Annotated in this window: 12 protein-coding genes and 1 tRNA gene; 7 read left to right on the top strand and 6 right to left on the bottom strand. The window is 38.3% G+C overall.

Going from position 1 to position 12,927, the window contains the following annotated elements; all coding sequences use genetic code 11:
- From FHG64_RS09610 to FHG64_RS09600, 3 genes are all read left to right on the top strand, one after another.
- The gene (locus tag FHG64_RS09610; protein WP_139066198.1) at positions 1 to 1,884 is read left to right on the top strand and encodes a M1 family metallopeptidase; all 1,884 of its coding nucleotides are present in this window, start codon (positions 1 to 3) and stop codon (positions 1,882 to 1,884) included.
- 86 nt (positions 1,885 to 1,970) lie between these two features.
- Entirely contained in the window at positions 1,971 to 2,363 is a 393-nt protein-coding gene (gene rnpA, locus FHG64_RS09605; RefSeq protein WP_139066197.1) for a ribonuclease P protein component, read from the top strand.
- Complete coding sequence (locus tag FHG64_RS09600) at positions 2,344 to 3,981, top strand: S41 family peptidase (RefSeq protein WP_139066196.1); 1,638 nt, start codon at positions 2,344 to 2,346, stop codon at positions 3,979 to 3,981. The genes rnpA and FHG64_RS09600 overlap by 20 nt, the downstream gene beginning before the upstream one ends.
- A 1-nt stretch (position 3,982) precedes the next feature.
- Here the strand turns inward: FHG64_RS09600 and FHG64_RS09595 are convergent, their stop codons facing one another.
- From FHG64_RS09595 to FHG64_RS19190, 4 genes are all read right to left on the bottom strand, one after another.
- Positions 3,983 to 4,423 carry a GNAT family N-acetyltransferase gene (locus tag FHG64_RS09595; RefSeq protein WP_139066195.1) on the bottom strand — a complete coding sequence of 147 codons (441 nt, stop codon included), beginning with the start codon at positions 4,421 to 4,423 and terminating at the stop codon, positions 3,983 to 3,985.
- Between the two features lie 19 nt (positions 4,424 to 4,442).
- A complete protein-coding gene (locus FHG64_RS09590; protein ID WP_139066194.1) occupies positions 4,443 to 5,348 on the bottom strand; it encodes a cation diffusion facilitator family transporter in 906 nt (301 codons plus the stop codon).
- 7 nt (positions 5,349 to 5,355) lie between these two features.
- Complete coding sequence (rpiB, locus tag FHG64_RS09585; protein WP_139066193.1) at positions 5,356 to 5,784, bottom strand: ribose 5-phosphate isomerase B; 429 nt, start codon at positions 5,782 to 5,784, stop codon at positions 5,356 to 5,358.
- Positions 5,785 to 6,437: 653 nt separating this feature from the next.
- Positions 6,438 to 6,611 carry a hypothetical protein gene (locus FHG64_RS19190; protein ID WP_168191345.1) on the bottom strand — a complete coding sequence of 58 codons (174 nt, stop codon included), beginning with the start codon at positions 6,609 to 6,611 and terminating at the stop codon, positions 6,438 to 6,440.
- Positions 6,612 to 6,851: 240 nt separating this feature from the next.
- Between FHG64_RS19190 and rnr the strand changes: the two genes are divergently transcribed.
- The 4 genes from rnr to FHG64_RS09565 all read left to right on the top strand — a co-directional run bounded on the left by rnr (position 6,852) and on the right by FHG64_RS09565 (position 12,175).
- Complete coding sequence (gene rnr, locus FHG64_RS09580; RefSeq protein ID WP_139066192.1) at positions 6,852 to 9,053, top strand: ribonuclease R; 2,202 nt, start codon at positions 6,852 to 6,854, stop codon at positions 9,051 to 9,053.
- Positions 9,054 to 9,102: 49 nt separating this feature from the next.
- On the top strand, positions 9,103 to 9,777 hold the full coding sequence (locus FHG64_RS09575) for a head GIN domain-containing protein (protein WP_139066191.1): 675 nt from the start codon (positions 9,103 to 9,105) through the stop codon (positions 9,775 to 9,777).
- A gap of 30 nt (positions 9,778 to 9,807) precedes the next feature.
- Positions 9,808 to 10,530, top strand: coding sequence for a LysE family translocator (locus FHG64_RS09570; protein ID WP_139066190.1), 723 nt, complete (start codon positions 9,808 to 9,810; stop codon positions 10,528 to 10,530).
- A gap of 187 nt (positions 10,531 to 10,717) precedes the next feature.
- Positions 10,718 to 12,175, top strand: a complete 1,458-nt coding sequence (locus tag FHG64_RS09565) for an IS1182 family transposase (RefSeq protein ID WP_139065236.1) — start codon at positions 10,718 to 10,720, stop codon at positions 12,173 to 12,175.
- Between the two features lie 202 nt (positions 12,176 to 12,377).
- Here FHG64_RS09565 and FHG64_RS09560 read toward each other — a convergent pair.
- Positions 12,378 to 12,448: transfer RNA gene (locus FHG64_RS09560), tRNA-Cys, on the bottom strand.
- 53 nt (positions 12,449 to 12,501) lie between these two features.
- On the bottom strand, positions 12,502 to 12,858 hold the full coding sequence (gene folB, locus FHG64_RS09555; protein WP_139066189.1) for a dihydroneopterin aldolase: 357 nt from the start codon (positions 12,856 to 12,858) through the stop codon (positions 12,502 to 12,504).
- Positions 12,859 to 12,927 lie beyond the last annotated feature (69 nt).

Below are 12,927 nucleotides of genomic sequence, written 5' to 3'. Positions count from 1 at the left end.
ATGAAGAATATTTTAGTAGCCCTTACCTTACTATCAGGCTGTTTTATTACAGCACAAAACAATACCGCTTACTGGCAACAGCATGCGGATTATAAAATGGAGGTAGATGTTGACGTGAAAAAGTTCCAGTACACGGGAAGCCAGGAACTGGTTTACACCAATAATTCGCCCGATACTCTTAGCAGGGTTTTCTATCATTTATTTTTCAACGCTTTCCAGCCTGGGAGTGAGATGGATATTAGACTGCAAAACATTGCAGACCCAGACAGGCGTATGGTTGTCAATAAGGGTACCAGGGAAAATCCTGAATATGAAAGCCGCATTGCCGTTCTTAATGAGGACCAAATTGGCTACTTAAGGGTAAATTCGCTTACCCAAAATGGTAATGCCGTAAACTTTGAGGAAGTTGGGACTGTGCTTGAGGTAGATCTTGCTCAGCCAATTCTACCGGGGGAAAAAGCTACCTTTAAAATGGAATTCCAGGGGCAGGTTCCCGAGCAAATTCGAAGATCTGGAAGAAATAGTGCAGAAGGCGTAGCCCTTTCTATGAGCCAGTGGTATCCAAAACTTGCAGAATATGACTTTGAAGGCTGGCATGCAGATCCTTATATTGGCCGGGAATTCCACGGGGTATGGGGAAATTTTGATGTAAAAATATCCATTGACAGGAATTACATTCTTGGAAGTACAGGCTACCTGCAAAATCCCAATGAAATTGGGTATGGTTATGAAGATAAAGGAGCCAGGGTTAACCGCCCAAAAGGTGACAAATTAACATGGCATTTTGTTGCACCAAAAGTCCATGATTTTACCTGGGCTGCAGATCCTGATTATATCCACACCACCCGTGTAGCAGAGGATGGTACTACCTTACATTTCCTTTATAAGAATAATCCCGAGATTAAAGAAAACTGGGAAAAACTTCCAGAAAAGACAGAAGAACTACTATTGTTCTTCAATGAGCAAATAGGGCCTTACCCATGGGACCAATATACAGTGATCCAGGGAGGAGATGGAGGAATGGAGTATGCAATGCTCACCTTGATCACCGGTGAGAGAAGTTTTGGCAGCCTCGTAGGGGTAACCGCCCATGAACTTGCACACGCCTGGTTTCAGCATTTACTTGCAACTAATGAAAGCAAGCACGAATGGATGGATGAAGGCTTTACCTCCTATATCTCAACCCTGGCGATGAATGAAGTAATGAATGAAAATAAGGAAAAACCATTCGAAAGAAATTACCAGGGCTATGTAAATCTTGCTACTTCTGGAGTGGAAGAGCCGCTTTCAACACATTCAGACAGGTATGATCTTAATTACGCTTACAGTGTGGCAGCTTACACCAAGGGATCGATATTTCTTTCTCAATTAGGTTATCTTATAGGGCAGGAAAACCTTGAAAAAACAATAAAGAGATATTATCACGACTGGAAATTTAAACATCCAACTCCCAATGACTTTTTAAGAGTTGCTGAAAAAGTATCGGGCGCTGAGCTGGACTGGTATTTAAGCGACTGGACACAAACCACAAAAACCATTGATTATGGAATTGGGGAAGTTTCAGGAGATGGAGATGCAACCCGGCTTAACCTTGAAAGAATTGGATCCATGCCTATGCCTGTGGATATTACAGTTGAGTATAGGGATGGAAGCAGGGAGAATATTTATATTCCGCTGCAAATGATGCGTTGGGAAAAGCCTGCTGAAGGCCTTGAGAACAGGAAGGTTGTTCAAAGATGGCCATGGGCGTACCCTACCTATGAGTTGGTAATAAACAAACCTTTATCTGATATAAGCCGAATCACTATTGATGATAGCGGATTAATGGCCGATGTTAACAGGGCTAATAATGTTTATAATGCTGAAGCTGAAAGAGTGAATTAACAAGAATCAATTTCAGAAAAAGTAAAAGATCCGTTTTGGGAATTCCCGAAGCGGATTTTTTTATTTTAGCCTTTTATAATCTATCTATGACAGAGAAGTTTCCTTCAGCAGAAAAATTGAAAAGCAAGATCCTTATAGATCGATTGTTTGCTGAGGGTAGATCACTTTTTAAATATCCCATAAAGCTTATCTATATCCCGGTAGCAGATAAGGAACTTGCCAATCATAAAACCGGTGTCTCTGTTCCAAAAAGGAATTTTAAAAAAGCCGTGGACCGTAATTATCTCAAAAGATTAATGAGAGAAGCTTACCGAAAAAATAAGTATCTTGTAAATGATAATCTTCCAGCTTATTACGCGTTCATGTTCATCTATACAGGAAAAGAAAGAATCTCCTATTCCCAGGTAGAAAACAGCATGATCTGGATGATGAAGAAGTTGAATGAAAAGGAAAAAAACCATGAAAAATCTGCTACTTAAAAAAATATCCATCATTGTTCTTGGAGCAGGGTTGTTGGTGGGCACAACAGGCTTTGTAAAATCAGATTTTTTTGCAATAGCAAAGCAACTGGAGATCTTCACTACCCTGTTCAAGGAACTGAACATGAATTATGTTGATGAGACAAATCCTGCTGCACTTATGGACACAGCCATAAAAGCTATGCTGGAGGACCTGGATCCCTATACGAATTACTGGAATGAACAGGATGTGGAGGCTGCAAGAATGAATACCGCGGGAGAATACCAGGGAATAGGCGCAGCAGTTAAGATCACCCGGGAAAAATTTATTATCCTAGAAGCCTATAAGGATTTTCCTGCAGATAAAGCCGGTTTGAAGGCCGGTGATGAGATTATAAAGATTGGAGGACTTCCTGTGGCTGATTATCGAGAGGATGCGGGAGAATTGCTTAATGGAGCTCCAAATTCAACAATCGATATTACCTACCGCAGGCAGGGAAAACTGGAAAACACAACAATTACCCGGGGGACCATAGAATTAAAAGCGGTTCCTTTTTATGAACTTTTAGAGGATAATACGGGTTATATTGTGCTGTCAAGGTTTAATTCCAACGCATCTTCAGAGACTATTCGGGCTCTAAAAGAATTGCAGGGCAGGGGAGCAGATAAAATAATCCTGGACCTAAGGGGTAATCCAGGCGGTTTGTTGAGTGAAGCTATTTTAGTGAGCAATATCTTCATCAATAAGGGACAGCTCATAACCTCCACCAAAAGCGTCATTGAAAAATATAATCAGCAATATTTTACACCTAATGAGCCTATAAATACCAAAATTCCCCTGGCTGTTTTAATTGACGGGCGCAGTGCTTCTGCCAGCGAGATCGTTGCAGGGGCCATACAGGACCTTGACCGGGGAATAGTAGTGGGAGCCCGTAGCTTTGGGAAAGGCCTGGTGCAAAGACCAAAGGAACTTGTTTATGGCACCCAGCTTAAACTAACTATTTCCCGTTACTATACACCTAGTGGGCGCTGTATACAGGCTTTGGATTACAGGGAAAGGGATGAAGAAGGAAATGCTGTGCGAATAGGTACAAATGATTATAATGAATTTAAAACGAAAAGTGGGCGCAGCGTCTATGATGGTGGTGGTATCCTGCCAGATATAACTTTAAAGACCTCTGAGTACAGCGCAATTACCAATGCCCTGCTGGCACATAATGCCATATTTGATTTTGCAACCAATTACTACTATTCTAATAACCTTGAAAGGCCCGAAGATTTTACTTTCACAGATGCCGACTTTAATAACTTTAGGAATTTTCTTGAGCAAACAGATTTTAGTTATGAAACCAGGACAGAGGCAGAATTGAGTGAAGCTATTGCTACGGCACGTAAAGAAGGTTTTGACCAGGATATCATAAGTGGTTATAAACAAATGATGGATGGAATTGAAAAAGCCAAAAAAGCAGAGGTAGAAAGTAAAAAAGAAGAAATTTCCAGTTTATTGACAGATGAGATCATCAAAAGATATTTCTACCAGGAAGGTCTTTACAACTATTACCTTCAAAATAATCCTGAGATCCTGGAAGCACAACAGGTACTGAACAATCCCGGTAAATATTCTGCTATCCTTAGGTAATTTATCTCTTGATCATGGCTATATGAGGTATTCCATCTTCTAAATATCCCTCGCCTGTTTGCTCGAACCCATGGGATTCATAGAATTCTGTAAGATATTGCTGGGCAGAGAGTTTAATTTTTTCAGTTTTATAGAATGTTTCAATGGCCTGTATTGAAGCTTTCATTATTTCATGTCCATATCCATATTTCCTTTGGCCTTCCTTTACTATCACCCGTCCTATTGCTGCTTCTTCAAAATAATCTCCAGGCTTAAAACACCTGGTATAGGCCACCAATTGGTCTCGATCTTTCCCCAGCACATGCAGGGCTGTGTCATCCTTTCCATCTATATCCTGGTAGACACAATCCTGTTCTACAACAAAAACCTCACTTCGCAATTGAAGAATACTGTACAATTCCTTAAGGCTTAATTCATTAAAGTTCTTCGTAATTATTTCCATTCAAATACTAGTTACAAAATTAATCCTGTACAATAAGGTCTTTACTGTCACATTTTCCAAATTCTGGCTGGATATTCACGTGGTTTATTCCAAATTCATGGTAGACCAGTTCCTCAATATCTACGAGAATGGCGTCAAACTGCGATAACTTTATATCATTGTTGAAATCTATATGTGCTTCCAAATGAGTCTCATCTTCATTAAGCTGCCAAACATGGATGTGATGTACATTGCGAATCGCAGGTAGCTGTGTGATCCTTTCGGCTATCTCTTCCAGCGCTAAATCTGTTGGTGTGAATAACATAAGAACCCTGGTGGAAGTTCTTAAAAGGTCATAGCCAACAATAATGAGATAAATAGCTATGGCAAGAGTTAATAAACTATCCACCCAATAGAATTGATAGAACTTCATTAATAGTCCCCCAATAAGGACCGCAACAGAGGCCATAAAATCTGTAATAAGATGTAAATAAGCAGAACGCATATTCATATTAGCCTTGCTATCCCTTTTAAGCAACAACACACTAAAGCCATTTCCAAGTATTGCTACAATAGATAACCAAATAACCAGCCCCGAGTCTATTTCTTGTGGAAATCTAAAACGTTCCACGGCCTCAATGATCAAAAGAACAGCTATGATTATAAGAGTAGCTGCATTGACAAACGCGGCAATAATTTCTGCTCTTTTATATCCAAAAGTCCTTTTTAGGGAGGCATCCCTTTTTGCGAGTTTATTTGCCACATAGCTTATGGCAAGAGAGATAACATCGCTTAAATTATGGAGGGCATCAGAGAGTAAAGCTAAACTACCACTCAGGAATCCACCTATGATTTGAGCCAGGGTAATCCCAATATTAAGAATAATAGCTATAAGAAGATTTTTTCCTCTTACCTGGCTGGAAGAATGATGATGGTGATGCCCCATAAAAGATCTAGACTGGAATTTTATCTACTCTTTTTTGATGTCTTCCACCTTCAAAAGCAGTATTTAAAAATACATCCACCATGTCTACTGCCTGTGGTTGAGAAACGAACCTGGCCGGGATACTAAGAATATTTGCATTATTATGTTCCCTGGCAAGTTTTGCAATTTCTCCAGTCCAGCACAGGGCACATCTTATTCCCTGGTGTTTATTCGCTGTCATAGAAGCTCCATTTCCACTTCCACAAATTATTATCCCAAGATCCACATTCCCGTTCTCAACATCATTGGCAACAGGATGGACAAAATCGGGATAATCTACGCTATCAACAGAGTTGGTTCCATGGTTAATAACTTCAATACCCTTTGATTCTAAATGCTTTACCACTGCATTCTTGTACTCTGTACCTGCATGGTCATTACCAATTGAAATTTTCATCTTTAAATATATTAGGTTTTGACAAAGGTAAAAAATGGCTTGTTAACTGTTATAATTAACGTTGTTAATTACTATTTGCAACAGCCTTATTTTAAAGGGATTGATAATATTGATAAAATGTGGATAAGATAAAGTGAGAATCTAACAACGCAATTTGCATATGTGAGGAATTTACCGAATAGAAAAATTTAGCCGAGTAAATCAAATTATAACTCCTGTATTTTTGTAGGAGTTATAAGCAGCTAAAAAACGCTTGTAAACATCCGAAGATTTTATAGTTATCAAACTTTTGTATTAACATTCCCTTATTAACTTCTGTTAAGTAAATCTTAAAACCCTATAGAATTCAAGGACTTGCGAATTTAAGCTTTTGTTAACAACTCGTTATTGAGTGTTCGTAGTGAGAAATACAAATTTTTCTAAAGAAAGTTATGCCACAAATTAACAAGCAATAATAGACATCAGTTTTAATTTTTTAAAAAGAATAAAAAAGAAAATAATATAATAAGTGTTCATAAGTCTAAATTGGAATAGGGGAAAATAAAATGATTTGTTTTGTTTGGGAAAAGAGATATCATTGATTAGGCTGCAGGTTTTTGCCTTTCCAGGTACCGGAAATACTGGAGTTAAGGAATACTTATAACTGGAAGGCCCTATGAAGGAAAGTGGAGTACAGCTCTTGTTTGGACGTTTGCCCAGTCACCTGAGAGTGAGTATTCTATAACGGTGTTCTTATTTAATGTCCTATTGACATACAGGATCACCCCCAGGATCCCTCCTAGAAAAATAAGAAAAAATAATAGCGAAATGCGGTTGGACCTACTCATAGCATTACGAATTAATATTAAAAAATAGGGGGATGTTTGTGGGGAGATTTTGAGACAAAATTATGAAAACTTTAATATTAACCTAACAATTATTTAATTTTTTTTCTCTTAACTATTTGTTAATCAGTTTAGAGTATCTAACTTAGGACATCCAAGCCTTTATTTACGCTTAACAAAACTTTAGCCCCTTATAATTTCTAAGTCAGTTTTTAGCCGTAATTTTATCATTTAAATACGTATATGAGTAAAAAGAATAAGAATAAAAGTGGTGCAGGAGCCCAGGGAAATTTATCAAAAAGTATTAAAGATATCCTGAGGAAATCCCCGGATGCTACTTTTAACTATAAACAAATAGCAGCCAAACTGGGAGTTGAAGATGCCAATACCCGTAATAAGATCATTCGCACTCTTGCACAGCTGGCAGCAAAAAAGGAAATTGAAGAAGCAGAAAGGGGAAAATTTAAAATTGTAGCCAATTTAGATTATTACACCGGTACCCTGGATATGACCACAAAAGGTTTTGGTTATGTTGTGGTTGAGGAACTGGATGATGATGTATTCATTCCTGCCAATTCCCTTAATAAAGCTCTTGATGGCGATGAAGTAGAAATTTATATCTATAATCGCAGGAGAAAGAGAAAATCTGAAGGAGAAGTTGTAAGGATCATAAATAGGAAACGCACTGAATTTGTTGGAGTTCTTCAATTACAGCAAAATTTTGGATTCGTAGCAATACAGGATCCTAAGATGTATACAGATATATTTGTTCAAAAGAACAAGATCCTCGATGCCCAGGATGGAGATAAAGTAGTAGTTACTATGGAAGAATGGCCCGAAAAAGCCGATTCTCCTTTTGGAAAAATAACCCAGGTTTTAGGAAAACCGGGAGAGCATCATACAGAAATTCATTCTATTCTTGCACAATATGGCCTTCCTCATGAATTCCCAGAGGAGGTAGAAGAGTATGCTAATAACATTGATACTTCCATAAAGGAAGAAGAAATAAGCAAAAGAAGGGACTTAAGGGATGTGCTAACTTTCACAATAGATCCTGCAGATGCCAAGGATTTTGACGATGCTTTGAGCTTTAGGGAATTGGAAAACGGCAATATTGAGATTGGGATTCATATAGCCGATGTTTCGCATTACCTCGAACCAGATACTATCCTGGATGAAGAAGCTTATCAAAGGGCTACTTCCATATATCTTGTAGATAGGGTAGTACCTATGTTGCCTGAAGTCCTTTCCAATAATGCCTGTTCTTTGCGCCCGAATGAAGAAAAATATACCTTCTCTGCTATTTTTGAACTGGATTCAAAAGGACATGTTAAGCAGCAATGGTTTGGAAGGACAGTTACCAATTCAAATGTACGTTTCGCCTACGAGGAAGCACAACATATCATAGAAACGCAGAAAGGTTTTATTCCGCAGGAGGTTTCTATACAGGAGCGGGAATATACGGTAGAGGACGATGTTGTAAATGCTGTGGTTAAACTTAATTCCCTTGCGCAAAAAATGAGGTCTAGGAGACTTCGGGAAGGTTCTATTTCATTTGACAAGGTGGAGGTGAAATTTCAGCTAAATGAGGAAAACGAACCTACAGGAGTTTATTTTAAGACTTCAGAGGATGCAAATAAACTTATAGAGGAATTCATGCTTCTGGCAAACCGAAAGGTTGCTGAATTCATTGGAAAAAAATCGCCTAAAAAAACATTTGTCTATCGTTGTCATGATGAACCCGATGAATCCAAGCTTGCTGCCTTACAAACTGTGGTATCTAAATTTGGTTATAAGATCAACCTAAAGGATAGAAAATCTGTAACCTCTTCCCTTAACAGTCTTCTTAGCGATGTACAGGGAAAAAAAGAACAGAACCTTGTAGATACACTTACAATACGTACAATGAGCAAAGCTTATTACAGTACAGAGAATATAGGACATTATGGCCTTGCATTTGATTACTATTCACATTTTACCTCGCCAATACGCCGTTATCCAGATGTTATGACCCACAGGTTGTTGCAAAGGTATCTCGATGATGAAAAATCGGCTATAGAGGAAGAATATGAGGAAAAATGCAGGCATAGCAGCAATATGGAAAGTCTTGCCACAAGTGCAGAGAGGGATTCCATTAAGTATATGCAGGTCAAATTTATGATAGATCACCAGGACGAGGAATTCCTTGGAGTAATCTCAGGGGTGACAGAGTGGGGAATCTATGTAGAGATCATTGAGAACAAATGTGAGGGAATGGTGAGACTTCGTGATATTAAAGATGATCATTATGAATTTGATGAGGAACAATACGCAATAATTGGTAAAAAAACCCAAAAGAAATATACATTGGGAGACGAGGTGTATGTTAAGGTCAAAAATGCCGACTTAGTGAAAAAGCATCTTGATTTTACACTTATTGGAAAAGAAAGCCAGGGCAATAATTAATTACTTTTGCCGTATCTGATAATTGGAGATCTACTTAAGATTTTTATTGATGATGAAGCATTTATTACTAATTTCTACCTTATTCCTGGGGTTAAGCGCCACCGCCCAGGAGATCACTATTGAACTTGAAAATTTTTCCGATGTCGAGGTCACGCGCGGCCTAAAGGTAAATTTCACCAAAGCTGGTGAGAACAAAGCTATAATTACAGGTAATAGCAGGGATAAGGTCCAGGTTAGGGTTGAAAAAGGTGTGTTGGTGATAAAAACCAGCCTTAATCAATTATTAAAAGTGGACAATACTGTGGTAGAGGTCTTCTATAAACAAATAAATTCCATTACCTCAAGACAAAATTCCTCTGTGGAGTTTTGTGGCAAGATCACGCAACCCATTTTAAGGGTGCGAGCCAGTGAAGGCGCACAGGTCCTGGCAACCATAGATGTTGAAAATCTCATTGCCTTAGCCAGTACAGGAGGAACTGTAAATCTTATGGGTAAGGCTCTTGTTCAGGAAATTGATGTACGTGCTGCAGGAGAATTCAAAGGAGAGAATTTGAAAGGAGATAATATCAATGTAGACCTTAATGGAGGTGGAAATGCAAATGTTTTTGCAAGGAAATATGTGAATGCAACTGTTAGGGCTGGAGGTAATATTTATATCTATGGAAATCCTGAAAGGGTGGAGGAAAAGACCAGTTTTGGTGGTAGCATCAAAAAGATAAACTAAAAACTTATCTTTGTCCAAATAAACTTGAGTATGATTCAAGATATTTTGGCGGCAATTCCCCTCGGTTTTTTTTTGGCATTCCTATTGGGACCTGTATTTTTTGTCTTACTTGAGACTGCTGCCATAAAGGGTTTTAGGGCGGCATTTTTTTTTGACCTTGGCGTTATCGTTGCCGATATTGTATTTCTTTTCATAGCATATCTTAGTACATCCAAGCTTCTTGCCCGTCTTAAAGATGATCCTGCGCTTTATATTTTCGGAGGAGTGATTCTTGCTACCTACGGGGTGATGACCTTTATACGCACAAAAAAATCCCTGACCCTCGAAGATGAAACGCCCGAAGTTAGGAAACTTAGCCGTAATGACTACCTGGGCCTTGCAGCAAAGGGGTTTTTGCTCAATTTTATCAATATAGGGGTATTGGGTTTTTGGTTGGGATTGATCATTGTATTTGGTCCTACCCTTGAAATGGATACCAACAGGATCACTGTTTTCTTCTCATCTGTCCTTATAACCTATCTTATCCTGGACATATTTAAGATCCTCCTCGCTAAAAAATTGAACCGAAAGCTTACTCCTGAAAGAATTTATACAATGAAAAAGGGAATAAGCATTGTGATGGTAATTTTTGGAGGTATCCTTATAGGCAGAGGAGTATTTCCGAAGAAAATAGAACGCTTACAGGATCAAATTGAGATCATTCAACCCGAGAATGTGGTATATGACCTGCAGGATTCACTTAAAAGGAATTGAAGAAATAATGGTTTAATCTAATTTCCAGAATTTCAAAATGGGTAAAAAAGAAAAAGCTCCCTTAAAATTAGAGGGCACTGAAAAAGTCCTCTAAATAATTACATTTTAGGATAAATAAAAAGGAGCGAAATCATAATGGTTTCGCTCCTTTTTTGTATTTTCATGACTGATTTCTAATGTCTCCCATATGTTGTTACCGCAGCAAAAAATGCAATTAAGTGCATATTCTGATTTATATGCTTTAATTATACCCAAAGATAATCTTCTTAGAAAAATCAACGAATTAATAGATTTTACTTTCATCTACGATGAACTAGTGAACAACTATTGTTTAAATAATGGGCGTAACGCAGAAAGTCCTATCCGGATGTTCAAGTATTTACTATTAAAAACGATCTATACCATTTCAGATGTTGATGTAGTTGAACGTTCCAGATATGATATGTCCTTCAAATATTTCCTTGAAATGGCACCCGAGGATGCAGTCATAAACTCCAGTTCATTGACTAAGTTTCGTAAGCTGCGTTTAAAAGATACCGATTTATTGAATCTGCTTATAAATAAAACTGTCTCAATATCCATTGAAAAGGGAATCATTACATCTAAATCCCTTATTGTTGATGCCACACATTCTCTATCCAGATCAAATCCATATTCAGCACTTGAGGTCCTGAGAGAGCGTTCAAAGCTGCTTCGCAAAGTGGTTTACGCTGTAGATGAAAATATGAAAGAACGCTTCCCGGAAAAGAACGCTTCGGGTGAGTTGGAAAAGGAACTTGCTTATTGCAAGGAACTGGAGAAGTGTATTGAATCAGACCAAACATTAAGTTTAATTCCTGCAGTCAAAGAGAAGTTGAACCTGTTAAAGGAGACTGTGGAAGATACCCAGGAAAACTACATTCTTTCTAAGGATACAGATGCCAAAACCGGCCATAAATCAGCTGACAGTAAATTCTTTGGTTACAAGACCCATCTGGCCATGACAGAGGAACGCATTATTACGGCTGCAGTTGTCACCTCGGGTGAAAAAGGTGATGGTCCTGAGTTGCCAATGCTTGTAAAAATAAGCCAGAACAATGGAATTCAGGTGGATACAGTAATTGGTGATAGCGCATATTCAGGTAAGGAAAACCTTAAGCTCAAGGATAAAGATGATCAGAATATTAAAATCGTAGCAAAGCTGAACCCTGCAATCGCACAAGGCTCTAGAAAGAATGAGGATAAATTTGATTATAACAAGGATGCTGATATGTTTGTGTGTCCGGCAGGACACCTGGCCATCAGAAAAGCACGACAAGGGAAAAAGGAACGAGGCAAGAACCAGGTAGATACTTATTATTTTGATGTAGAGAAATGCAAGACCTGTCCATTACGAGATGGCTGTTATAAACCGGGAGCTAAAACTAAAACTTATTCGGTCTCTATAAAGTCAAGCTTACACCAGGAACAGATAGTGTTTCAGGAGTCTGAATATTATAAAGAAAAATCTAAACACCGCTATAAGATCGAGGCTAAAAATAGCGAACTAAAAAATGTTCACGGTTATGATCGTGCTATAGCATATGGCATTAATAGCATGCAAATGCAGGGGGCTTTGGCAATATTCACCGTAAACCTTAAGAGAATCCTTAAATTAACCATATAAGTTTCAGATTCGAAATAAAATGAGCTTTAAGAGCTCAGATTAATCATCCTAAGGGATTGGTCATCAATAAAAAAACCGCCACCGGAAATCCTAAATAAAAAAGCGATCGAGTCAAAAATAGATTTTTGCTTGATCGCTTCAATAAGTTCATCTCAAAAGAGATAGTTTTTCAGTGCCCTCTAAAATTAAGGAAGCTTTTTTGAGGCATCGAGCGGATTCGAACCGCTGTACAAGCTTTTGCAGAGCTCTGCCTAGCCACTCGGCCACGATGCCAGTAAAACTGGTTGGCAAATATAATAAAGTTTTCCAGTTAACGAAGAAAATTTCTACCGTGATTTGCTCCTGGAAACAGTCACCATTCCTACATCTCCACCAATGGGAGGGTTAATTTTTGAGACATCAACCCTAACTTTCTGTACCAGTTGAAGTTCCTCCAGGACACGGTTTAAAATTCGTTCTGCCACTGTCTCCAGTAACTTTGATCGAATAGACATTTCCTCTTTTACGATCTTGTTGAGATGTACGTAATCTATGGTATCCCCCAGGGTATCAGTCTTTGCTGAATGTGACAGGTCGCCCTTAACAGTTAGATCTACCCGGTAATCGCTCCCAATCTTGCCTTCTTCAACAAGACAACCGTGGTAGGCAAATACTTTGATGTTATGAAGTTTGATCTTTCCCATTAATTAATTTTTCAGCAAAGTTAAAATAGCTGGAGAAATTATAAGTCAAAAAAGGCCTTTAATAAGGAA

Source organism: Antarcticibacterium flavum (assembly GCF_006159205.1).
GTDB lineage: Bacteria > Bacteroidota > Bacteroidia > Flavobacteriales > Flavobacteriaceae > Gillisia > Gillisia flava.
This window is presented reverse-complemented; position numbering and strand designations above follow the sequence as displayed.